The sequence below is a fragment of the Streptomyces sp. NPDC104307 genome, from assembly GCF_055584045.1.
On the sequence record NZ_JBVJMU010000025.1, the window covers coordinates 67243 to 88623 of the forward strand.

General features: G+C 68.9%; 25 protein-coding genes and 1 pseudogene. 20 read left to right on the forward strand and 6 right to left on the reverse strand.

What is annotated here, in order from left to right; all coding sequences use genetic code 11:
* Nucleotides 1-170: 170 nt before the first annotated feature.
* The 10 genes from secY (at nt 171) to truA (ending at nt 7663) form a co-directional block, all read left to right on the forward strand.
* Nucleotides 171-1490: a preprotein translocase subunit SecY gene (gene secY, locus ACZ601_RS36975; protein ID WP_024491597.1), complete on the forward strand. Its 1320-nt coding sequence runs from the start codon at nt 171-173 to the stop codon at nt 1488-1490.
* Nucleotides 1490-2149: an adenylate kinase gene (locus tag ACZ601_RS36980; protein ID WP_440574748.1), complete on the forward strand. Its 660-nt coding sequence runs from the start codon at nt 1490-1492 to the stop codon at nt 2147-2149. Before secY ends, ACZ601_RS36980 begins: the two co-directional genes overlap by 1 nt.
* Before the next feature lie 118 nt (nt 2150-2267).
* Complete coding sequence (gene map, locus ACZ601_RS36985) at nt 2268-3104, forward strand: type I methionyl aminopeptidase (RefSeq protein WP_469546118.1); 837 nt, start codon at nt 2268-2270, stop codon at nt 3102-3104.
* Between the two features lie 172 nt (nt 3105-3276).
* Entirely contained in the window at nt 3277-3498 is a 222-nt protein-coding gene (gene infA, locus ACZ601_RS36990) for a translation initiation factor IF-1 (RefSeq protein ID WP_014047798.1), read from the forward strand.
* A gap of 60 nt (nt 3499-3558) precedes the next feature.
* Nucleotides 3559-3672: a 50S ribosomal protein L36 gene (gene rpmJ / locus ACZ601_RS36995; RefSeq protein WP_003956441.1), complete on the forward strand. Its 114-nt coding sequence runs from the start codon at nt 3559-3561 to the stop codon at nt 3670-3672.
* A 194-nt stretch (nt 3673-3866) separates the two neighbouring features.
* Nucleotides 3867-4247, forward strand: coding sequence for a 30S ribosomal protein S13 (rpsM, locus tag ACZ601_RS37000; RefSeq protein WP_440574750.1), 381 nt, complete (start codon nt 3867-3869; stop codon nt 4245-4247).
* Nucleotides 4248-4352: 105 nt separating this feature from the next.
* The gene (gene rpsK / locus ACZ601_RS37005; RefSeq protein ID WP_003956432.1) at nt 4353-4757 is read left to right on the forward strand and encodes a 30S ribosomal protein S11; all 405 of its coding nucleotides are present in this window, start codon (nt 4353-4355) and stop codon (nt 4755-4757) included.
* A 137-nt stretch (nt 4758-4894) separates the two neighbouring features.
* Nucleotides 4895-5917: a DNA-directed RNA polymerase subunit alpha gene (locus ACZ601_RS37010; RefSeq protein ID WP_024491600.1), complete on the forward strand. Its 1023-nt coding sequence runs from the start codon at nt 4895-4897 to the stop codon at nt 5915-5917.
* Nucleotides 5918-6214: 297 nt separating this feature from the next.
* A complete protein-coding gene (rplQ, locus tag ACZ601_RS37015; RefSeq protein WP_311303760.1) occupies nt 6215-6718 on the forward strand; it encodes a 50S ribosomal protein L17 in 504 nt (167 codons plus the stop codon).
* A 90-nt stretch (nt 6719-6808) separates the two neighbouring features.
* Nucleotides 6809-7663, forward strand: coding sequence for a tRNA pseudouridine(38-40) synthase TruA (truA, locus tag ACZ601_RS37020; protein WP_469546124.1), 855 nt, complete (start codon nt 6809-6811; stop codon nt 7661-7663).
* A 36-nt stretch (nt 7664-7699) separates the two neighbouring features.
* Here truA and ACZ601_RS37025 read toward each other — a convergent pair whose 3' ends face one another.
* Complete coding sequence (locus ACZ601_RS37025; RefSeq protein WP_469546127.1) at nt 7700-8554, reverse strand: hypothetical protein; 855 nt, start codon at nt 8552-8554, stop codon at nt 7700-7702.
* 67 nt (nt 8555-8621) lie between these two features.
* On the opposite strand from ACZ601_RS37025, the gene ACZ601_RS37030 reads away from it, so the two are divergent.
* From ACZ601_RS37030 to glmM, 4 genes are all read left to right on the forward strand, one after another.
* Nucleotides 8622-10241 carry an ABC-F family ATP-binding cassette domain-containing protein gene (locus ACZ601_RS37030; protein ID WP_440574753.1) on the forward strand — a complete coding sequence of 540 codons (1620 nt, stop codon included), beginning with the start codon at nt 8622-8624 and terminating at the stop codon, nt 10239-10241.
* A gap of 697 nt (nt 10242-10938) precedes the next feature.
* Entirely contained in the window at nt 10939-11382 is a 444-nt protein-coding gene (gene rplM, locus ACZ601_RS37035; RefSeq protein WP_024490227.1) for a 50S ribosomal protein L13, read from the forward strand.
* Nucleotides 11383-11426: 44 nt separating this feature from the next.
* Nucleotides 11427-11963, forward strand: coding sequence for a 30S ribosomal protein S9 (rpsI, locus tag ACZ601_RS37040; protein WP_440579262.1), 537 nt, complete (start codon nt 11427-11429; stop codon nt 11961-11963).
* Between the two features lie 165 nt (nt 11964-12128).
* Nucleotides 12129-13487 (forward strand): phosphoglucosamine mutase, encoded by a 1359-nt coding sequence (gene glmM / locus ACZ601_RS37045; RefSeq protein ID WP_440579263.1) that lies wholly within the window; start codon nt 12129-12131, stop codon nt 13485-13487.
* A 52-nt stretch (nt 13488-13539) separates the two neighbouring features.
* Here the strand turns inward: glmM and ACZ601_RS37050 are convergent, their stop codons facing one another.
* Nucleotides 13540-14517, reverse strand: a complete 978-nt coding sequence (locus ACZ601_RS37050; RefSeq protein WP_469546133.1) for a DUF389 domain-containing protein — start codon at nt 14515-14517, stop codon at nt 13540-13542.
* A 30-nt stretch (nt 14518-14547) separates the two neighbouring features.
* Nucleotides 14548-15543 carry a type I pantothenate kinase gene (gene coaA / locus ACZ601_RS37055; RefSeq protein WP_440574248.1) on the reverse strand — a complete coding sequence of 332 codons (996 nt, stop codon included), beginning with the start codon at nt 15541-15543 and terminating at the stop codon, nt 14548-14550.
* Between the two features lie 89 nt (nt 15544-15632).
* Between coaA and ACZ601_RS37060 the strand changes: the two are divergent.
* Together ACZ601_RS37060 and ACZ601_RS37065 are read left to right on the forward strand one after the other, a co-directional pair.
* Nucleotides 15633-15926, forward strand: a pseudogene (locus ACZ601_RS37060) (type II toxin-antitoxin system RelE/ParE family toxin); the annotation flags it as partial.
* Nucleotides 15923-16288 (forward strand): helix-turn-helix domain-containing protein, encoded by a 366-nt coding sequence (locus ACZ601_RS37065; RefSeq protein ID WP_469546137.1) that lies wholly within the window; start codon nt 15923-15925, stop codon nt 16286-16288. The pseudogene ACZ601_RS37060 and the gene ACZ601_RS37065, both read left to right, overlap by 4 nt.
* Nucleotides 16289-16324: 36 nt before the next feature.
* On the opposite strand, the gene ACZ601_RS37070 is transcribed toward ACZ601_RS37065, so the two are convergent.
* Nucleotides 16325-16951, reverse strand: coding sequence for a LysE/ArgO family amino acid transporter (locus ACZ601_RS37070; protein ID WP_469546140.1), 627 nt, complete (start codon nt 16949-16951; stop codon nt 16325-16327).
* A gap of 69 nt (nt 16952-17020) precedes the next feature.
* Between ACZ601_RS37070 and ACZ601_RS37075 the strand changes: the two genes are divergently transcribed.
* Nucleotides 17021-17938, forward strand: a complete 918-nt coding sequence (locus tag ACZ601_RS37075) for a LysR family transcriptional regulator ArgP (RefSeq protein ID WP_469546143.1) — start codon at nt 17021-17023, stop codon at nt 17936-17938.
* A gap of 36 nt (nt 17939-17974) precedes the next feature.
* Here the strand turns inward: ACZ601_RS37075 and ACZ601_RS37080 are convergent, their stop codons facing one another.
* Nucleotides 17975-18901 (reverse strand): zinc-binding dehydrogenase, encoded by a 927-nt coding sequence (locus ACZ601_RS37080; protein ID WP_469546145.1) that lies wholly within the window; start codon nt 18899-18901, stop codon nt 17975-17977.
* 83 nt (nt 18902-18984) lie between these two features.
* Complete coding sequence (locus ACZ601_RS37085) at nt 18985-19401, reverse strand: nuclear transport factor 2 family protein (protein WP_469546148.1); 417 nt, start codon at nt 19399-19401, stop codon at nt 18985-18987.
* 154 nt (nt 19402-19555) lie between these two features.
* Between ACZ601_RS37085 and ACZ601_RS37090 the strand changes: the two genes are divergently transcribed.
* The 3 genes from ACZ601_RS37090 to ACZ601_RS37100 are packed head-to-tail and all read left to right on the forward strand — an operon-like array spanning nt 19556 to nt 21359.
* On the forward strand, nt 19556-20476 hold the full coding sequence (locus ACZ601_RS37090; protein WP_469546151.1) for a LysR family transcriptional regulator: 921 nt from the start codon (nt 19556-19558) through the stop codon (nt 20474-20476).
* Between the two features lie 28 nt (nt 20477-20504).
* The gene (locus ACZ601_RS37095; RefSeq protein ID WP_469546153.1) at nt 20505-20897 is read left to right on the forward strand and encodes a helix-turn-helix domain-containing protein; all 393 of its coding nucleotides are present in this window, start codon (nt 20505-20507) and stop codon (nt 20895-20897) included.
* Between the two features lie 48 nt (nt 20898-20945).
* Nucleotides 20946-21359: a VOC family protein gene (locus ACZ601_RS37100; RefSeq protein ID WP_469546155.1), complete on the forward strand. Its 414-nt coding sequence runs from the start codon at nt 20946-20948 to the stop codon at nt 21357-21359.
* Nucleotides 21360-21381: the final 22 nt, after the last annotated feature.

Consider the following 21381-nt stretch of genomic DNA (forward strand, 5'->3'; position numbering starts at 1 on the left):
GGGGCATCCCCGGTTGGTCGTTCCTAGGGGGGCATGTACGCCGGTAAGGTGGCGTCCGTTGCTGTGGTAAGCCCTGGACGCATGTCGCCCGGGGACCTTTGGCTGTTACGTATTCGTCAATCCTCAAGACCGTCACCTCTACGCATCGCGCGGGGGTCGCAGGAGGCACCGTGCTCACCGCGTTCGCCCGGGCGTTCAAGACGCCCGACCTGCGCAAGAAGCTGTTCTTCACGCTCGGCATCATCGTGCTCTACCGGCTCGGGGCGCACATCCCGGTCCCGGGGGTGAGTTACGAGAACGTCCAGACCTGTGTTGATCAGGCAAGCAAGGGCAATAACAGCCTCTTCGGCCTGGTGAACATGTTCAGCGGTGGTGCACTGCTGCAGATCACGATCTTCGCGCTCGGCATCATGCCGTACATCACGGCCAGCATCATTCTTCAGCTGCTGACCGTGGTGATTCCCCGACTAGAGGCGCTCAAGAAGGAGGGGCAGTCCGGCCAGGCCAAGATCACGCAGTACACGCGTTATCTGACGGTCGCGCTCGCCATCCTCCAGGGCACCGGCCTGGTGGCCACCGCACGCAGCGGCGCGCTGTTCAGCGGCTGCCCGGTCGCCGACCAGATCGTCCCGAACCAGTCGCTGTTCACGACCATCACGATGGTCATCACGATGACCGCCGGCACCGCTGCCGTCATGTGGCTCGGTGAGCTGATCACCGACCGCGGCATCGGCAACGGCATGTCGATCCTGATGTTCATCTCGATCGCCGCCAGCTTCCCCGGCGCCCTGTGGGCCATCAAGACGAGCGGCAAGCTCGCGGACGGCTGGATCGAGTTCGGCACCGTCATCCTGATCGGCTTCGTGATGGTGGCCCTCGTGGTCTTCGTCGAGCAGGCCCAGCGCCGCATTCCGGTGCAGTACGCGAAGCGCATGATCGGCCGCAGGTCGTACGGTGGTACGTCCACCTACATCCCGCTGAAGGTGAACCAGGCGGGTGTGATCCCCGTCATCTTCGCTTCTTCGCTGCTCTACATCCCGGCCCTGATCGTCCAGTTCTCCAACTCCCAAGCGGCTTGGGCGACCTGGATCAAGGACCACTTCGTCAAGGGCGACCACCCGTACTACATCACCGCGTACTTCCTGTTGATCGTCTTCTTCGCCTTCTTCTATGTGGCGATTTCGTTCAACCCCGAGGAAGTCGCGGACAACATGAAGAAGTATGGTGGCTTCATCCCGGGTATCCGGGCTGGTCGACCTACTGCCGAGTACCTGAGCTACGTGCTCAACAGGATCACTTGGCCGGGCTCGCTGTACCTGGGTCTGATCGCTCTGGTGCCAACGATGGCGTTGGCAGGCTTCGGTGGCGCTAACCAGAACTTCCCGTTCGGCGGGACGAGCATCCTCATCATCGTGGGTGTGGGTCTGGAAACCGTGAAGCAGATTGAGAGTCAGCTCCAGCAGCGCAATTACGAAGGGTTCCTCCGCTGATGCGAATCGTCCTCGTCGGCCCGCCGGGTGCCGGCAAGGGAACGCAGGCTGCGTACCTTGCCAAGAACCTGTCGATTCCGCACATCTCCACGGGCGACCTCTTCCGCGCCAACATCAGCCAGGGCACTGACCTTGGCAAGCAGGCCCGCGCCTACATGGACGCGGGACAGCTGGTGCCGGACGAGGTCACGATCGGGATGGCCAAGGACCGGATGTCCCAGTCGGACGCGGTCAACGGCTTCCTGCTCGACGGCTTCCCGCGCAACGTGGGCCAGGCCGAGGCCCTGGATGTGATGCTCAAGGACGAGGGCGTAAAGCTGGACGCGGTTCTCGATCTCGAAGTCCCCGAGGACGAGGTCGTGAAGCGGATCGCGGGCCGTCGCATCTGCCGCAACGACAGCGCGCACGTGTTCCACGTGACGTACAACCCGCCGAAGACCGAGGGTGTCTGCGACACCTGCGGCGGCGAGCTGTACCAGCGCGACGACGACAGCGAAGAGACGGTCCGCACCCGGCTGGAGGTCTACCACACGCAGACCGAGCCGATCATCGACTACTACAGGGCCCAGGACCTGGTGGTCACCATCTCCGCGCTCGGCAAGGTCACCGATGTGACCGACCGGGCGATGGAGGCGCTGAAGAAGTCCGACGAGGGCTGACAGCGAACCCGTAGTACCTGTCATTCGGCCGCGGCGTCCATGGGCGCCGCGGCCGACTGCGTGCGGCCGTATCGTTGAGCAGGCCGCCCCGTCCCCGTATCCAGAAAGGCGCCGCGCAATGGTGCAGATCAAGACCCCCGAGCAGATCGCGAAGATGCGTGAGGCGGGGCTGGTGGTCGCTGCCATTCACGCGGCCACCCGAGAGGCCGCCGTTCCCGGTGCCACCACGCTGGACCTGGACCAGGTCGCCCGCAAGGTGATCGACGAGCACGGGGCGAAGTCGAACTTCCTCGGTTACGGCGGATTCCCCGCGACGATCTGCACCTCGGTCAACGAGGTCGTCGTCCACGGCATCCCGGACGAGAAGACCGTCCTCAAGGACGGCGACATCATCTCCATCGACGCCGGCGCGATCATCGACGGCTGGCACGGCGACGCCGCGTACACGGCCTTCGTCGGCACCGGTCACGCTCCGGAGCTCATCGAGCTGTCCCGGGTGACCGAGGAGTCGATGTGGGCCGGCATCGCCGCGATGAAGGTGAACAACCGCCTGGTCGACGTCTCGAAGGCGATCGAGTCCTACATCCGCCGCCAGCCCCGCCCGTCGACCGGCAAGTACGGGATCGTCGAGGACTACGGCGGCCACGGCATCGGCACCGAGATGCACATGGACCCGCACCTGCTGAACTACGTCTCCCGCAAGCGCGGCAAGGGCATCAAGCTGGTCCCGGGTGTCTGCCTGGCCATCGAACCGATGGTCTCCCTCGGCACGGCCCACACCGAGGTGCTGGACGACGAGTGGACCGTCATCACCCCCGACGGCAGCTGGTCCTCCCACTGGGAGCACTCCATCGCCCTGACGGAGCAGGGCCCGCTGGTGCTCACCGCTCCGGACTGCGGCCGCGAGAAGCTCGCGCAGTACGGCATTGAGGCGGCACCGGACCCGCTGGGGTGATTCAGGCCCACCAGGAGGTCTAAGGATCTCCGGTGCTGGGCAAACTTGACGGATTCGTCTTTTGGAGTCCGCTGACGTAGACTGACTCGTCGGCTCTCGTGCATCAGTGTGCCCGTATGTGTGCACACGAAGGTACGGAGCCGATCAAGGTAGCCGATTCGAAAGGCGAAGCGTGGCCAAGAAGCAAGGTGCCATCGAAATTGAGGGCACCGTGATCGAGTCTCTCCCGAACGCCATGTTCAGGGTGGAGCTCCAGAACGGTCACAAGGTCCTCGCGCACATCAGCGGGAAGATGCGGATGCACTACATCCGAATCCTTCCCGATGACCGGGTCGTCGTGGAGCTTTCCCCGTACGACCTGACGCGTGGCCGGATCGTCTACCGCTACAAGTAGATCTTGCCCACATTCCGCTGCGGCGGGGTGCTGGCACTGACCCGGAGAACCTGACATCCCATGAAGGTCAAGCCGAGCGTCAAGAAGATCTGCGACAAGTGCAAGGTGATCCGCCGTCACGGTCGGGTCATGGTCATCTGCGACAACCTGCGCCACAAGCAGCGCCAGGGCTGACGCACGACCCCCTGCATCTCGCAGACTTCGCGCGACGCACGTAAACGTACATACGCAGTGCCCGTCCAAGCCACGGCTGACGACACCTCCGGCGGGGGCCGGAGACCCGGGCGTACCACCTGCTCCGAGTGAGCGGGTCGGCGGTCGGGAGCGGCACTGCGGAAGACCCCCGAAATAACAACTGGAGCCATTGAATGGCACGCGTTTCAGGTGTTGACATCCCGCGCGAAAAGCGCGTGGAGGTTGCCCTCACCTACGTCTTCGGTATCGGGCGCACCCGGTCCCGCGAGATCCTCGCCACCACCGGCGTGAACCCGAACACCCGCGTTCGTGACCTGGCCGAAGAGGACCTGGTCAAGATCCGCGAGTACGTGGACGCCAACCTCCGCACCGAGGGTGACCTCCGCCGCGAGATCCAGGGCGACATCCGCCGCAAGATCGAGATCGGCTGCTACCAGGGCATTCGTCACCGCCGTGGTCTGCCGGTGCACGGTCAGCGCACCAGCACGAACGCGCGTACCCGCAAGGGCCCGCGTCGCGCCATCGCCGGTAAGAAGAAGCCGGGCAAGAAGTAGTCCTCAGCGGACGCACTGCGAACGTCCGGGTCCCCGGGCATCCGCAGCATCCAGCGGTCTTCGCTGTAGGACCGATCACCTCCCCTCTCCATCTGGAGTAAAGACATGCCCCCCAAGGGTCGTCAGGGCGCAGCCAAGAAGGTGCGTCGCAAGGAAAAGAAGAACGTCGCTCACGGCCACGCGCACATCAAGAGCACGTTCAACAACACCATCGTCTCGATCACGGACCCCTCGGGCAACGTGATCTCCTGGGCCTCCGCCGGCCACGTCGGCTTCAAGGGCTCGCGCAAGTCCACCCCCTTCGCCGCGCAGATGGCCGCCGAGTCGGCCGCCCGCCGCGCGCAGGAGCACGGCATGCGCAAGGTCGACGTCTTCGTGAAGGGTCCGGGCTCCGGCCGCGAGACCGCGATCCGCTCCCTCCAGGCCACCGGCCTTGAGGTCGGTTCGATCCAGGACGTCACCCCGACGCCGCACAACGGCTGCCGTCCGCCGAAGCGTCGCCGCGTCTGATTCGCCACGGCCGGTGACGGCCGTGGTGAAGTAGCGTGGGTACGGGCGGTATGCCCCCTACGGGGGTGTGCCGCCCGTATCCTTGTTTCATCTGTCGGGCGTCAAATAGTGGTCGCCCACGACTGAAGGATTCACACATGCTTATCGCTCAGCGTCCGTCGCTGACCGAAGAGGTCGTTGACGAGTTCCGTTCGCGGTTCGTCATCGAGCCGCTGGAGCCGGGTTTCGGCTACACGCTCGGTAACTCTCTTCGTCGTACGCTCCTCTCCTCGATCCCGGGCGCCGCTGTCACCAGCATCCGGATCGACGGCGTTCTGCACGAGTTCACCACCGTGCCGGGTGTCAAGGAGGACGTCACCGACCTCATCCTCAACATCAAGCAGCTGGTCGTCTCCTCGGAGCACGACGAGCCGGTCGTGATGTACCTGCGCAAGCAGGGCCCCGGCCTGGTCACCGCTGCCGACATCGCCCCGCCGGCCGGTGTCGAGGTCCACAACCCGGACCTCGTCATGGCCACCCTGAACGGCAAGGGCAAGCTGGAGATGGAGCTGACCGTCGAGCGCGGTCGCGGCTACGTCTCCGCCGTCCAGAACAAGCAGGTGGGCCAGGAGATCGGCCGGATTCCGGTCGACTCCATCTACTCCCCGGTGCTCAAGGTCACGTACAAGGTCGAGGCGACCCGTGTCGAGCAGCGCACCGACTTCGACAAGCTGATCGTCGACGTCGAGACCAAGCAGGCCATGCGTCCCCGTGACGCCATGGCGTCGGCCGGTAAGACCCTGGTCGAGCTGTTCGGCCTGGCGCGCGAGCTCAACATCGACGCCGAGGGCATCGACATGGGCCCGTCCCCGACGGACGCCGCGCTCGCTGCCGATCTGGCGCTGCCGATCGAGGAGCTGGAGCTCACGGTCCGCTCGTACAACTGCCTCAAGCGCGAGGGCATCCACTCGGTGGGCGAGCTCGTGGCCCGCTCCGAGGCGGACCTGCTCGACATCCGCAACTTCGGTGCGAAGTCGATCGACGAGGTCAAGGCGAAGCTGGCCGGTATGGGCCTGGCGCTGAAGGACTCGCCTCCCGGCTTCGACCCGACCGCCGCGGCGGACGCGTTCGGCGCGGACGACGACGCGGATGCGGGTTTCGTGGAGACCGAGCAGTACTGAGTCGCCTCCGGCTGGGGTGCGTGTCCTTGACGCGTGCCCCGGACCGGGCGAGGGCTTTGTCCTCAATCGCCGGACGGGCTTGATTTTGGCTCGGGCGCGAGGGGGTGTCCTCAATCGCCGGACGGGCTTGGATTTGGCTCGGGCGGTGGGGATGTCCTCAAGCGCCGGACGGGCTGGATTTTCGGGCTGATGTCCGGCGGCAGCCGTAAGGCTCGTAAGACTTCCGTGTGGCGACCGCCGCGCGGGAACTGACACCGGTACCTGATACGGCCGGTGCAGCACACAAGGAGAAATACCATGCCTCAGCCCGCCAAGGGCGCCCGTCTGGGCGGCAGCGCTGCGCACGAGAAGCTTCTTCTCAACAACCTCGCGAAGTCGCTGTTCGAGCACGGCCGCATCACCACGACCGAGGCCAAGGCCCGCCGCCTGCGTCCGGTCGCCGAGCGTTTCATCACCAAGGCGAAGAAGGGCGACATCCACAACCGTCGCCTGGTGCTGCAGTCGATCACGGACAAGGGCGTCGTCCACACGCTCTTCACCGAGATCGCCCCGCGGTACGAGAACCGCCCCGGTGGTTACACCCGTATCACCAAGATCGGCAACCGTCGTGGCGACAACGCCCCGATGGCCGTCATCGAGCTGGTCGAGGCCCTGACCGTGGCGCAGGCTGCCACCGGTGAGGCCGAGGCCGCCACGAAGCGTGCGGTCAAGGAAGACGCGGCCAAGAAGGACGAGACCCCGGTCGAGTCCGTCGAGGACGCCAAGCCGGCCGCCGCCGACGAGGAGTCCAAGGACGCCTGAGCGTTCTGAGACCTCTGGACGGGCTCGCATCACCCTTCGGGGCGGTGCGGGCCCGTTCCGCTGTGTACGGATCTTGAAAGGACCGCTGGTGTGAGTGACGTGGTGGAGCCCGGTTTCGTACGGGTGCGGCTGGACCTGGCCTACGACGGCAAGGACTTCTCCGGCTGGGCGAAGCAGACGAGCCGGCGCACCGTGCAGGGGGAGATCGAGGATGCCCTGCGCACCGTGACCCGCTCCTCGCGGACGTACGACCTGACCGTGGCCGGGCGCACCGACGCCGGGGTCCACGCCCGCGGCCAGGTCGCGCACGTGGACCTGCCGGCCGGGGTATGGGCCGAGCACGCGGACAAGCTGCTGCGGCGGATGGCCGGGCGGATGGCGCCCGATGTGCGGATCATGCGGATCGAGGAGGCCCCGGCGGGCTTCAACGCGCGCTTCTCGGCGCTGTGGCGCAGGTACGCGTACCGGGTCGCGGACCGCCCCGGCGGGGTCGACCCGCTGATCCGGGGTCATGTCCTGTGGCACGACCGGCCGTTGGGCATCGACGCGATGAACGAGGCGGCGGCGCTGATGACCGGCGAGCACGACTTCGCCGCGTACTGCAAGAAGCGCGAGGGCGCGACGACCATCCGCACCCTCCAGAAGCTGAGTTGGGTGCGGGACGAGGCGTCGGGCGTGATGACGGCGACGGTGCAGGCCGACGCGTTCTGCCACAACATGGTGCGGGCGCTGATCGGGGCGGCCCTGTTCGTGGGGGACGGGCGGCGCCCGGCCGCCTGGCCCGCCGAGGTGCTCGCTGCCCGCGTACGCGACCCCGGGGTCCACGTGGTGCGGCCGCACGGGCTGACGCTGGAGGAAGTGGCCTACCCGGCCGATGAGTTGCTGGCCGCGCGGGCTGTCGAGGCCCGCAACGTGCGGACCCTGCCGGGGGCCGGCTGCTGCTGAGCGGCCGGCCCCGTGCGGCGTTGCGGGGCGGCGGGGTCAGGTGGTGGGGGCGGTGGCCGCGGCAGAGGCCTGGACCTCGCCGCGGTGGCGGATCTGGCGGAATGTGAAGTCCGTCAGGTCGTTCCCGACGGTGAACGCGTTCTTGTCGGCCTTGGTGACGCTCTTGCCGTTGGTGAAGCCGCTGACCGCGAAGTAGGTGTACCGGCCGTAGGAGTTGGCCGTGCGGCGGCAGACCGAGCCGGGGTTGCAGAAGGCCGGTACGCCCGAGCCGCTCAGGGGTGCGATGGAGCCGGAGGACTGCTCGGCGGCCTTCTTGGCCTGGGCCTCGGTCTCGAAGACCGCCAGGCCGATCGTCACCGCCACGCCACTGCGGCTGTACGTGGCCCGGATGACCTGGTCGCAGCCGTTGTTGACGAGGATCGAGCCGAGTGCGCCCTTGGTGGTGGCGGCGCACTTCGTCGTCCGGTTCGTGGCGCCCTTGGCGTAGACGCGGTCGCCCATCTTGAGCTGCTTGCCGGGGAAGAAGGCATCGGCGCTGATGGGCGCCCGGTCCTTCTTCACGTCGGATATGTAGTCCTTCGGGTCCGGCGGTGGCGGCGGCTGCACCGCGGAGAAGGACGGCTCCGGCTCGGCCGTCTGGCTCGGCAGGTCCGTCGCCGACGGCAGCTGGCTCGCGTTCTTCCCCCCGGAAGCGCCGGTGTCGTCCTTGTTGGTCTTGATGACCGCCGTCGCCACGATCGCCGCGACGGCGGCGGTGGCCAGCGCGCCCCCGCCGATCATCAGCCACCTCTTGCGCCTGGTCCGCGCCGCGGACTGGTCGGCCATGGCCGACCAGTCCGGAGTACCGCTCTCCCCTGGCCCCCAGGAGGGCCCCCCTTGCCCAAAGCTCATGCCGCGAATCCTAGACGGAACACAAACCGGTTGGGCCAGAGCTTCGCGGGCCGTGACAATGCTGTGTATGGGACATCTTGAAGCAGGCCATCTGGAGTACTACCTACCGGACGGACGGGTGCTGCTCGGCGATGCTTCGTTCCGTGTGGCGGACGGCGCGGTGGTCGCCCTCGTCGGGGCGAACGGCGCCGGGAAGACCACGCTGCTGCGGCTGCTCGCCGGTGAGCTCCAGCCGCACGGCGGCTCGGTCTCGGTGAGCGGCGGGCTCGGCGTGATGCAGCAGTTCGTGGGCTCGGTACGCGACGAGCGCACCGTGCGCGACCTGCTGGTCTCCGTCGCCCAGCCCCGTATCCGGGAGGCCGCGCAGGCCGTCGACCGGGCCGAGGAGAAGATCCTCACCGTGGACGACGAGGCCGCGCAGATGGCGTACGCGCAGGCGCTCAGCGACTGGGCGGAGGCGCGCGGGTACGAGGCCGAGACCATCTGGGACATGTGCACGACGGCGGCGCTCGGCGTCCCGTACGAGAAGGCGCAGTGGCGCGAGGTGCGCACGCTCTCCGGCGGTGAGCAGAAGCGGCTGGTCCTGGAGGCGCTGCTGCGCGGGCCCGACGAGGTGCTGCTCCTCGACGAGCCGGACAACTACCTCGACGTCCCCGGAAAGCGCTGGCTGGAGGAGAAGCTGAAGGAGACCCGTAAGACGGTCCTCTTCGTCTCCCACGACCGGGAGCTGCTGTCCCGGGCCGCGGAGAAGATCGTCAGCGTGGAGCCCAGCGCGGCCGGCAGCGACGTATGGGTGCACGGTGGCGGCTTCGCCACGTACCACCAGGCCCGTAAGGAACGGTTCGCGCGCTTCGAGGAGCTGCTGCGACGCTGGGAGGAGGAGCACGCCCGGCTCAAGGCGCTCGTCCTGCGGATGCGGCAGCAGGCGGCGAACAGCCCCGACATGGCGAACCGCTACCACGCGATGCAGACCCGGTTCAAGAAGTTCGAGGACGCGGGCCCGCCGCCGGAGCCGCCCCGCGAGCAGGACATCCGGATGCGGCTGCGCGGCGGCCGGACCGGGATGCGGGCGGTGACCTGCAAGAACCTGGAGCTGACCGGACTGATGAAGCCGTTCGACCTGGAGATCTTCTACGGGGAGCGGGTCGCCGTCCTCGGCTCCAACGGCTCGGGCAAGTCGCACTTCCTGCGGCTCCTGGCCGGTGAGCCGGTGGCGCACACGGGGGAGTGGAAGCTCGGGGCGAGGGTGGTGGCCGGGCACTTCGCGCAGACCCACGCCCACCCTGAGCTGCTCGGCAAGACGCTCGTCGAGATCCTGTGGACGGAGCAGGCCAAGGACCGGGGCGGCGCGATGTCGGTGCTGCGGCGGTACGAGCTGGAGCGGCAGGGGGACCAGCCCTTCGAGAAGCTGTCCGGCGGGCAGCAGGCCCGGTTCCAGATCCTGCTGCTCGAACTGGCCGGTACGACGGCGCTGCTCCTGGACGAGCCGACGGACAACCTGGACCTGGAGTCGGCCGAGGCCCTCCAGGACGGCCTTGAGGTGTACGACGGCACGGTGATGGCCGTCACGCACGACCGCTGGTTCGCGAAGTCCTTCGACCGGTATCTGGTCTTCGGCTCCGACGGGGTCGTACGGGAGACGGCGGAGCCGGTCTGGGACGAGCGAAGGGTGTCCCGGGTCCGTTAGGTGCGGGGTTCCGTCCTCAATCGCCGGACGGGCTTGTTTGTGCGGGTGCGGCTTGTTCGTGAGGGTGCGCCTTGTCCGGTGGGTGGTGGGGTGGTGCCCCTCCGGGGCGTCTCCTCAAAAATGGCGTGTTCACCCGGGTACGTGAGGGACTCGGGTCGTACGCCATTTTCTGCGGGGACTCCCCTGCACGTCCCCACCCCAGGCCCAGTCGCGTCTGCACACCGGCGAAACTGCTGCCGCAGACGCGCGACGGGCCGGGTTCGGGGGCGTGCAGGGGAGTCCCCGCAGAACGACGAACACAGACCCGGGTACGCAATGCGTACCCGCCGCACGTTCGTCGTTTGAGGAGACGCCCCGGAGGGACCCCGGACCCCCACCCACCGGGGCAGGCGCCCAGCGGGGGACCCGCACTCAAGCCTGTCCGGCGATTGAGGACGGAACCCCGAACCACAGCACCCCGCACCGAGGAGACCGGCACCGTTTTGACCCGTCCGGGGCGTGGCGGGTACTCTCAGGCGTTGTTATACGTATTGGCTTCGTCGTTCTCACGCGAAGGGCCCTTACGTAGGTTCTCTGGAGCAGTTACCAGTGGCTCGCATACGGGCAGCGTCCCCGGCATTGTCAGCCCCAGCTGCATGATCGCTTCAGAGGTGCCGTGTGTCTGGACCCCATCCACTGAAGAAGCGAAGGCTACGAAGTGCGTACGTACAGCCCCAAGCCCGGCGATGTCACTCGCCAGTGGCACATCATTGACGCCGAGGACATCGTCCTGGGCCGTCTGGCCACCACGGCTGCGAACCTCCTCCGAGGCAAGCACAAGGCGATCTACGCCCCCCACATGGACATGGGCGACTTCGTCATCATCATCAACGCCGAGAAGGTTCACCTCTCCGGCAACAAGAAGACCCAGAAGATGGCGTACCGCCACTCCGGGTTCCCGGGCGGTCTGCGCTCCGTGCGCTACGACGAGCTTCTCGCGAAGAACCCCGAGAAGGCTGTCGAGAAGGCCATCAAGGGCATGATCCCCAAGAACACTCTGGGTCGCCAGATGATCTCGAAGCTCAAGGTCTACGCGGGTGACCAGCACCCGCACGCTGCCCAGCAGCCGGTCCCGTTCGAGATCACCCAGGTCGCGCAGTAGTTCCGGCCTCCCCCTAAGACGTACAGAAAGATCTGAGGAGAATCGTGGCCGAGACCACTGCAGAGACGCCCGTCGAGGGCACCGAGGTCACCGAGGGCGAAGAGACCTTCGCCGAGGTGACCACCTTCGAGTCCGAGGTGCCCGTCGAGGGCGAGTACACCTCGGAGTCGCTCGTGGGCCGCTTCGGCGACCCGCAGCCGGCGGCCGGCCTTGGCCGTCGCAAGAACGCCATCGCCCGCGTCCGGATCATCCCGGGCACCGGCAAGTGGAAGATCAACGGTCGCACCCTTGAGGACTACTTCCCCAACAAGGTGCACCAGCAGGAAGTCAACGAGCCCTTCAAGGTGCTTGAGCTCGACGGTCGCTACGACGTCGTCGCCCGCATCTCGGGTGGCGGTGTCTCCGGTCAGGCCGGTGCCCTGCGCCTCGGTGTGGCCCGTTCGCTGAACGAGGCGGACGAGGACAACAACCGCGCCACGCTGAAGAAGGCCGGCTTCCTCTCCCGCGACGACCGTGCGGTCGAGCGCAAGAAGGCCGGTCTCAAGAAGGCCCGTAAGGCCCCGCAGTACAGCAAGCGCTAAACCGCCTGCTCATCCGCGTTACACGTTCGCCCCGGCGGCACACCTCGTGCTGCCGGGGCGTTCGTTTATTGACAGCCTCGGGCATATAACGGCATAAGACGTTCATACGCCCATGACTGCCTGGTCTGTTTGTTTTGCGTTTCGGAGCACCTTCGGAGGACACCAGTGGGACGACTCTTCGGCACGGACGGCGTGCGCGGTGTCGCCAATGCGGACCTGACGGCTGAGCTCGCGCTCGGCCTGTCGGTCGCTGCGGCGCACGTACTGGGCGAGGTGGGCACCTTCGAGGGCCACCGGCCGACGGCCGTCGTCGGCAGAGATCCCCGTGCATCCGGAGAGTTCCTGGAGGCCGCCGTGGTGGCGGGCCTCGCCAGCGCGGGCGTCGACGTCCTGCGCGTAGGTGTGCTGCCGACCCCCGCCGTGGCGTACCTCACCGGTGCGCTGGGCGCCGACATCGGCGTGATGCTCTCCGCCAGCCACAACGCCATGCCGGACAACGGCATCAAGTTCTTCGCCCGAGGCGGCCACAAGCTCGCGGACGAGCTGGAGGACCGCATCGAGACGGTCTACGAGCAGCACCGCACGGGCGAGCCGTGGGCCCGTCCCACCGGCGCCGGAGTGGGCCGCATCAGCGACTATGCGGAGGGCTTCGACCGGTACGTCGCTCACCTGATCGGCGTACTGCCCAACCGGCTCGACGGTCTGAAGGTCGTACTCGACGAGGCGCACGGTGCCGCGGCCCGTGTCTCGCCGGAGGCGTTTGCCCGCGCCGGGGCCGAGATCGTCACGATCGGCGCGGAGCCGGACGGACTGAACATCAACGACGGCTGCGGCTCCACGCACCTGGAGCTGCTGCGCGCCGCCGTCGTCGAGCACGGCGCGGACCTCGGCATCGCGCACGACGGCGACGCCGACCGCTGCCTGGCCGTGGACGCGGCGGGCGAGGAGATCGACGGCGACCAGATCCTGGCGGTCCTCGCCCTCGCCATGCGCGACGCCGGGCAGCTCCGCAAGGGCACCGTGGTCGGCACCGTGATGTCGAACCTCGGCTTCAAGATCGCCATGGAGCGGGAGGGCATCGAGCTCGTCCAGACCGCGGTGGGCGACCGCTATGTGCTGGAGTCGATGAAGGACCAGGGCTACGCGCTGGGCGGCGAGCAGTCCGGCCACGTCATCGTCCTGGACCACGCCACGACCGGCGACGGCACGCTGACCGGCCTGATGCTGGCGGCCAGGGTCGCCGCCACCGGCCGTACGCTCGCCGAGCTGGCGGGTGTGATGGAGCGCCTGCCGCAGGTCCTCATCAACGTGCCGGACGTCGACAAGTCCCGGGTGTCCACCTCCCCGGAGCTGGCCGTGGCCGTGGCCGAGGCCGAACGCGAGCTGGGCGCCACCGGACGCGTGCTGCTGCGCAAGTCGGGCACGGAGCCGCTGGTACGGGTCATGGTCGAGGCTGCCGACATCGAGCAGGCGCGCGCGGTGGCCGGCCGGCTGGCCGACGTGGTGAAGTCCGCGCTGGGATAAGCGGCGGGTGCGGGGGCCGGGTGCGCGGGACTCCGCGTACCCGGCCCCCGCCTCAGCTCCCGCCCGTCGCTGTGGGCTTCCGCGCCGGGGGCCGGACGTTCGCACCCCGGTTGCGGGCCGCCCGCCACAGGGCCTTCTGCGCCAGCAGGGTCAGCGTCCCCGCCAGCACGATCCCGCCGAGGTTCGCCAGCAGCTGCCGCACGGAGCCGGTCATCTGGCCGTAGTCGCTGTAGCTGAACGCCACCGCCGCGTTGGCCGCGGCCGGCACGGTCGTCACCGAGATCGCGACCCCGATCAGCGCGCCGGACTTGGCCGAGGTGAGGGAGAGCGTCCCGGCGATGCCCGCGAGGAACGCGACCACGAACGACATCCAGTCGGGCTGCCAGACGAACGCCGTGTTGGGCCGGTCCGCCTCGATCATCCCCATGTCGAACAGCCCGAGGACGTCCATCAGCCAGGCGAAACCGGCCGTCAGCACCATCGCGACGGCGAAGCCGCCGATCAGCGCCAGCAGCGAGCGCCAGACCAGCCGGGGAGCCCGCTGCACCAGGGCCGTGGAGATCCCGGCCAGCGGACCGAACTCCGGTCCCACCGCCATGGCGCCCACGATCAGGATCGCGTTGTCGAGCATCACACCGCAGGCGGCGAGCATCGTCGCGACCGCGAGGAACGCCACGTAGGTGACGCTGAACGTCGACTCCTCGTGGGTCGCCTCCGTCAGCTCCTCCCACAGCACCGCGTCCGCGCCCTCGCCCGGTGCGTCCGCCTCGGCCCGGTCGGCGCGGGCGGAGAGCGTCAGGTCCATGTCCTCGACGGAGATCGAGCCGTACTCGTCGACGCCGAGCGTCCGCAGTGCCCCGATCAGCTCGTCGCCCGCCTCCCGCGCCACGTCGCACAGCACGACGTCGCCCACCGGGTCGCGGGCCACGCCCGGCAGGACGACAAGATGGGCGGTGCCGACGGTCCGCTCCAGCAGGTCCGTCACCTCGTCCGTGCGGCCGGTGGGCACGATCAGACGCAGATGCAGCAACGGTTCTCCTCCGGGGATGGGTCCTGCGGCTCAGAGCTTGCGCAGGGACAGCCGCTGGACCTTGTGGTCGGGTCCCTTGCGGAGCACCAGGGTGGCACGGCCCCGGGTCGGCGCGACGTTCTCCACCAGATTCGGCTTGTTGATGGTCCGCCACATCGTCGCCGCGTACTCCAGCGCCTCCGCCTCGGAGACCTGCGTGTACTTGCGGAAGTACGAGGACGGGTCCTGGAACGCCGTCTCGCGCAGCTTGCGGAAGCGGTTGAGGTACCAGGTCTCGACGTCCTCGGGCCGGGCGTCCACGTACACGCTGAAGTCGAAGTAGTCCGCCAGCCCGACCCTGGTGCGGCCGTCCTTGCCGGGGAGGGCGGGCTGGAGCACGTTCAGCCCCTCCACGATGAGGATGTCGGGGCGCCGGACGGTGAGCCGCTCACCGGGCACGATGTCGTAGATCAGGTGCGAGTAGACGGGGGCGGTCACCTCGTCCTTGCCCGCCTTGATGTCCGCGACGAAGCGGGTCAGGGCGCGCCGGTCGTAGGACTCCGGGAACCCCTTGCGCGACATCAGCCCGCGCGCGTGGAGCTCCTTCATCGGCAGCAGGAACCCGTCGGTGGTCACCCGCTCCACCCGGGGGTGCTCCGGCCAGCGGGCCAGCAGCGCCTGGAGGAGACGGGCGCTGGTGGACTTGCCCACCGCGACGCTGCCCGCGACGCCTATGACGAACGGGGTGCCGCGCTGCGCCCCCTGCCCGTTGCCCGCGTCCCCGAGGAAGGTGTTCAGCGCGCCGCGCAGCCCGGACGTGGCCTGCACGTAGAGGTTGAGGAGCCGGGAGAGCGGCAGGTAGACGTCCCGTACCTCGTCCAGGTCGATGACGTCCCCGAGCCCGCGCAGCCGTTCCACCTCCTCGGCGGTCAGCGGCAGCGGAGTCTTGTCGCGCAGCGCGCTCCACTCCGCTCGGGAGAGGTCGACGTACGGCGTCGAGGCATGCTCGGCGCGTCGGTTCGTGCTCCGTGTCGGCGAAGTGATCACGGGTTCATTGTCGCGGGAGTTCGACAGGAGTTCGAACGGGGCGGGGGGTGGGGTCGGTCACGTGGGGCCCGGAGTCGCGTTGCGGCGACAAAGTCGAACGTGCCGCTGACATGCTGGCGGCCCGGCCGACCACGCTCTCAGAGCCGTACGCCCGCCACCTCGGTGGCAAGGTGCGGGAGCTGCGCTTCAGCATGGACGGCAACGCCGTACGCATCACGTACTGGCTCGCGCCCGCACGACGCATCGTGCTGCTCGCCGTGTTCCCGAAGACCAAGCAGCGTGAGGCCGCCGAGATCGAGCGGGCGCAGCTCGCTCAGAAGGTGTGCGAGTCGGACCACGGTCCTGCTCGGCACGACTACGACAGGACGGAGGAGAGCTCGTGAACCACGCGCAGTGGAAGACTCGCCGGACCAGGAAGCTCCTGGGGGAGACGGCAGAAGAGTCCCTCGCCTACGTGGAAGCCGGCTACGCGTTCGCGCTGGGACAGGCCGTCTACGACCGACGCGCTGTCCTTGGCATCTCGCAGGCGGAGCTGGCGAGGAACGCGGAGATGACCCAGTCTCAGATCTCTCACATCGAGAGCGGGGATTCCGTACCGACCCTGCCTCTGCTCACCCGCCTGGCCAAGGCCCTCGACGCTGCGCTGACCATCGACCTGGACGGCGACACATCGGCCTCCGTCTTCACCCCGCACGATCGCCACCAGCCGGAGGACGGTACGGGAAGGGGGCGGCCGGCGGCCTGAGGCAGCCGTGCCACGGAAATCCGTGTGCCGGGTGCGTCAGGCCGAGCGGGCCAGCAGCATGGCGCCCATCGTGAGCATCGTGGCCGCGACGAGCGCGTCCAGGACCCGCCAGGCGGTGGGGCGGTTCAGGACGCCGCTGAGCAGCCGGGCACCGTAGGCGAGGCCGGCGAACCAGACCAGGCTGGCCAGGATCGCTCCGAGGCCGAAGGCCCAGCGCAGCGGGCCGCGTTCGGCGGCGACCGAGCCGAGCAGCAGCACGGTGTCGAGGTACACGTGCGGGTTGAGCCAGGTCAGAGCCAGGCAGGTGAGCACCGCCGTACGGATGGAGCCCGTCGAGGCGCCCTCCGTCGCCAGCGCCTGCCCGGCGGCGGGTCGCAGGGCGCGGCGGGCGGCCAGGGCGCCGTAACAGAGCAGGTAGCCGCCACCGGCCAGGCCGACGGCGGTCAGCGCGGCGGGCCAGGCGGCCACCACCGTTCCCAGCCCGGCCACTCCCAGGGCGATGAGGGCGGCGTCGGACGCGGCGCAGATGCCCACCACCGCGAGCACGGCCTGCCTGCGCACGCCCTGGCGCAGGACGAAGGCGTTCTGTGCGCCGATGGCGACGATGAGGGAGAGGCCCGTGCTGAATCCGGCGATGGCCACCGGGAGGATGTCGCTGTTCACGCCGTCGACGCTAGGGAGCGCGGGATCATCAGTACAGCTAAAGTTTCTTAAGTAAGATTAGCGATTGTGATGATCGAGCTTCCGTCCGACCACATGCGCACGCTGCTCGCCGTCGTTGCCGAGGGCACCTTCGATGCCGCCGCCGCGGTTCTGCATGTGACGCCGTCCGCGGTCAGCCAGCGGGTCAAGGCGCTGGAGCAGCGCACCGGCCGCGTGCTGCTGATGCGCACGAAGCCGGTCAGGCTGACGGAGTCCGGCCGGGTGGTGGTGCGGTACGCGCGCCAACTGGCCGCCCTGGAGCGGGAAGCGCACCTGGAGCTGGGCATCGCGGACGCTTCCGGCCCGGCGCGGCTGCCCATAGCGGTGAACGCGGACTCCCTGGCCACCTGGTTCCTCACCGCGCTGACCCGGGTGCCGCAGGACGTGCCGGTCTGCTTCGAGCTGCACCGCGAGGACGAGACGCACACCGCGACGCTGTTGCGCGAGGGTCAGGTGATGGCGGCGGTGACGTCGTCGGCGGAGCCCGTCGCCGGCTGCGTCGTGCGCCCGCTCGGGCTGGCCCGGTATCTGCCGGTGGCGAGCCCCCGGTTCGTGGAACGCCACCTGGGAACGGCGCCTCTTGAGCGCTCGCTGTCCGAGGCTCCGGTGATCGTCTTCGACCGCCGGGACGAACTGCAGGACCGCTTCGTCCGGTCCCTGTCGCCCAGCGCCCCCGGCGCCGGCCGGATGCGTCACCACGTGCCCACCTCGGAGGGGTTCTGCGAGGCGGTGGCCGCCGGTCTCGGCTGGGGCCTGGTCCCGGAGACGCAGGCGGACCCGCTGCTCCGGTCGGGCGCCCTCGTGGACCTGGCCCCTGGGCGGCGGCTGGACGTGCCCCTGTACTGGCAGCACTGGAAGCTGGACGTTCCGGCGCTCGCGGTCGTGACGGGGGTCATCGCCGCGACGGCGGCGGAGTTCCTGTACGCGCGAGAGCCCGCTCGGGAGTAGGTCCAGGGGTCCGTTCAGGGATATCCGCGTCTGTTCTCACCCGACCGTCAGCACCGCGTTCCCCCGCACCCGCCGCCCCCGGATGTCCTCGATGACCTCTGCGGTGCGGGACCAGTCGCGGACCGTGCCGATCTCCGGGTGGAGGCGGCCGCCGGCGACCAGGCGTACCAGGGTGGCGAGTTCGGCGGCGTACGTCGTATCGGCGAGGGTGTAGTCGAAGTGGGCGATACGGGCCTGGGCCGGGCCCTTGAAGAAGTCGAAGAAGTCCAGCGTGACCGGGGTGCGGCTCGCCTGGCCGAACCAGACCAGCAGACCGCCCGGGGCGAGCCGGGCCAGGGCGGCGGGGAGCGAGGCGCCGCCCACCGATTCCAGCACGACGTCGTACGGGCCCCCGGCGTCCGCCGGTGACGTCACGACATCGGCCGCGCCCAGCTCCAGCAGCCGGGCGCCGCGCTCCGGCGTCGAGCTGACCGCTGTCACGGCCGCGCCGGAGGATGCCGCCAGCTCGGTGACGTAGTGGCCGACGCCCCCGCTCGCCCCGGTGATCAGCAGCCGCCGGCCCGCGACCGGACCGGCCGCCCGGAGCAGCCGGAGCGCGGTGATTCCTGCCAGCGGCAGCGCGGCGGCCGTCACCGCGTCGATGCTGTCGGGGAGTTCGGAGACGCTGTGCACCGGGACGGCGACGCGCTCGGCCCAGCCGGACGCGGGCGGATGGGCGACCACCCGGGTTCCGGCCGCCGGGCCGGTGCCGTCGGCGGCGGGACGTACGACCGTGCCGGCCACGTCCTTGCCGGGGCGCCAGCCGGGCCGGCGCCGGTCGAGCCGGCCGTCGAGCTGGAACGTCTCGCCCCGGTTCACGGAGTACGCCTCGACCGCTATCAGCACCTCGTCGGCGGCGGGTTCGGGTTCGGGAGCCTCGCCGGTCAGGACCGATCCACCGGCGTCGGGAAGCATGGCTCGCATCGGATGTCTCCAACTCATCGTGGAATGACGGGAAATGAAGGGGTAAATGAACGGGTAGATGAAGGAGTAGGAGTGGAGCGGGGTCAGGCGAAGACGACGGTGTGGGCGTGGAGCGTGTCGAAGTGCTCGCGGACGGTGGCGATCCGGCCGTCCCGCACGGTGAACACGGCCAGGCAGTGCTGGTCGTAGCGCCCACCCGCTCGGCTCTGTGCCCGGGTCTTCCACTCCGCCAGGACGCGCTCGCCCTCCGCGATCACCCCGACGAACTCGAACTCCATGGATTCCGGCACCAGTCGCTCCACCATCCGGGCCACGAACGAGCCGAAGATCTCGTCCGGCCCGGTCCAGGTGCCCGACAGGGGCAGGTCACCGGCGAGCGTCCAGGTGGCCTCGGGGTCGAAGAAGGCGCGCAGCCGGTCCAGGTCGCCTCCGGCGAGCGCGTCCATGTAGTCGAGGACGAGGGCCTTGGGAGTGGGCTGGGTCTTCACGGTGTCGCTCATGGTTTCTTATGGCCTTTCCTGTGGTTTCTCAACGGTGTTGCTCCGACCCCTGAAGGCTATGAAGAGGCCGTGCCCGGAGGGAAAGACCTGTCTCCGATCAGCTCAGAACAGTTCGGCATCACCGCAGCTCAGAGCCGCTCGTATGCTGGTCCGCATGTCAGATCTCCGGCGCCTTCGCTACTTCCTGGCCGTGGCCGAGGAACGTAACTTCACCCGTGCCGCCGAGCGGCTGCACATCGCCCAGCCGGCGTTGAGCAGGCAGATACGCGAACTGGAGAAGGAGCTGGGTGTCCGGCTCCTCGACCGGAACACCCATTCCGTCGAACCCACAGAAGCGGGAAGGGTGTTGTCCGAACGGGGCGCCGCGCTCTGCGAGGACGCCGACCGGCTCTGGCGCGACGTGCGCGGGTTCGCCGGGGGCGAGCACGGCACGCTGGCCCTCGGGTACAGCATGAGTACGAGTTACGAGACGGCTCCCGCACTCCTCTCCGCGCTGGCCGAACGACTGCCGGGTCTCACGGCCACCACGCGCCTGCTGTCCACCGCCGAGATCCTGGCCGGGGTCGCCGACGGCACGCTGGACGCGGGCCTGGTGCGCTGCCCGCCGCCCACCCCGGAACTCGTCCGCACCCTCCTGCGGCTGGAGCCGCAGGGCGTCCTGATGGCGGCGGACCACCGGCTCGCGTCCGCCCCCGCCGTCGACACCGCCGAACTGGCGGCCGAGACGCTTCTCATCCACCCGCGCGAGGCCAACCCGGGCCACTACGACGCGATCACCGCGCTCCTCTCCCGTGCGGGCGTCAGCCCGACGCTGATGCTGCGCCCGTTGTCGTTCGACGCCGGCCACACCCCGGTGGTCCGGGGCGAGGCGGTCTCGGTGGTCGGCCGGTCGGTCGCGGCGGGTCTGCCGGCCGGCCTGGTCTGGCGGCCGTTGGCCCCAGGAGCGGCGATCGAGCTGCACCTGCTGACGAGGGGCCGGACCGCACGCCCGGTCGTCGCGCAACTGCTCCGCACCGCCACGGAGACGGCCCGCGGCGCCGGGTGGCTGCGGTCCCCGGACCGCGCCCGCGGCTGAGCGGGGCCGGGCGTGGTGTGATGGCGGGGTGAGCCGCGCCGCAGAGGAGTCGAACCGCCGGATGCTCCGGGCCCGGGACGCGATGGACCGGTCCTACGCGCAGCCGCTGGACGTACCCGCCCTGGCCCGTATCGCGCACGTCTCCCCGGCGCACTTCTCGCGCACCTTCCGGGACACGTTCGGTGAGACGCCGCACCGCTACCTCCAGCGTCGCCGGGTGGAGCGCGCGATGTTCCTGCTGCGGGAGACCCGGCGCAGCGTGACGGACATCTGCTTCGAGGTCGGCTTCGGCAGTACCGGCACTTTCAGCCGTACGTTCAGTGGGATCGTCGGCCGCTCACCGAGGGCGTACCGCAAGGAATCCGTGCCGACGGGCGTACCCACGTGCTTCACGATGGCCTGGACGAGGCCCCGCGACTGAGCAGTTCCGGATAAGTTTTCCGGGCCCGGCGCCCGTAGCGTTGAGCACATGTTCAACGCGATCACGCACTCACAGATCTACGTCCTCGACCAGGACCAGGCCCTCGACTTCTACGTCGGCAAGCTCGGTCTGGAGGTCGCCGCCGATGTCGACATGGGCTTCATGCGCTGGCTCGCCGTCAGCGTCCCCGGCCACCCTGAGCGCCAGATCCTGCTGGAGCGGCCGGGCGCTCCAGCGATGTCCGAGGAAACCGCGGAGCAGGTACGCGAGCTGGTGACCAAGGGCGCCATGGGTGGCTGGCTCATCCTCACCACGGACGACTGCCGCAAGACGTACGAGGCGCTGCTGGCCAAGGGCGTCGAGTTCACGGAGGAGCCCACAGAGCGCGACTACGGAATCGACTGCGGCCTGCGCGACCCGTTCGGCAACCGTCTCCGCTTCACCCAGCTCAAGACCGCGTGAAGACCGTCTGACGGCGGCTGTC

What these genes read in the sequence shown, in the direction of transcription:
- ACZ601_RS36980 (WP_440574748.1), top strand. Translation starts at nt 1,490, where the DNA reads ATGCGAATCGTCCTCGTCGGCCCGCCGGGTGCCGGCAAGGGAACGCAG.
- map (WP_469546118.1), top strand. Translation starts at nt 2,268, where the DNA reads ATGGTGCAGATCAAGACCCCCGAGCAGATCGCGAAGATGCGTGAGGCG.
- rpmJ (WP_003956441.1), top strand. Translation starts at nt 3,559, where the DNA reads ATGAAGGTCAAGCCGAGCGTCAAGAAGATCTGCGACAAGTGCAAGGTG.
- rpsM (WP_440574750.1), top strand. Translation starts at nt 3,867, where the DNA reads ATGGCACGCGTTTCAGGTGTTGACATCCCGCGCGAAAAGCGCGTGGAG.
- rpsK (WP_003956432.1), top strand. Translation starts at nt 4,353, where the DNA reads ATGCCCCCCAAGGGTCGTCAGGGCGCAGCCAAGAAGGTGCGTCGCAAG.
- ACZ601_RS37010 (WP_024491600.1), top strand. Translation starts at nt 4,895, where the DNA reads ATGCTTATCGCTCAGCGTCCGTCGCTGACCGAAGAGGTCGTTGACGAG.
- rplQ (WP_311303760.1), top strand. Translation starts at nt 6,215, where the DNA reads ATGCCTCAGCCCGCCAAGGGCGCCCGTCTGGGCGGCAGCGCTGCGCAC.
- ACZ601_RS37025 (WP_469546127.1), bottom strand. Translation starts at nt 8,554, where the DNA reads ATGAGCTTTGGGCAAGGGGGGCCCTCCTGGGGGCCAGGGGAGAGCGGT.
- ACZ601_RS37030 (WP_440574753.1), top strand. Translation starts at nt 8,622, where the DNA reads ATGGGACATCTTGAAGCAGGCCATCTGGAGTACTACCTACCGGACGGA.
- ACZ601_RS37075 (WP_469546143.1), top strand. Translation starts at nt 17,021, where the DNA reads ATGATCGAGCTTCCGTCCGACCACATGCGCACGCTGCTCGCCGTCGTT.
- ACZ601_RS37080 (WP_469546145.1), bottom strand. Translation starts at nt 18,901, where the DNA reads ATGCGAGCCATGCTTCCCGACGCCGGTGGATCGGTCCTGACCGGCGAG.
- ACZ601_RS37085 (WP_469546148.1), bottom strand. Translation starts at nt 19,401, where the DNA reads ATGAGCGACACCGTGAAGACCCAGCCCACTCCCAAGGCCCTCGTCCTC.
- ACZ601_RS37090 (WP_469546151.1), top strand. Translation starts at nt 19,556, where the DNA reads ATGTCAGATCTCCGGCGCCTTCGCTACTTCCTGGCCGTGGCCGAGGAA.
- ACZ601_RS37100 (WP_469546155.1), top strand. Translation starts at nt 20,946, where the DNA reads ATGTTCAACGCGATCACGCACTCACAGATCTACGTCCTCGACCAGGAC.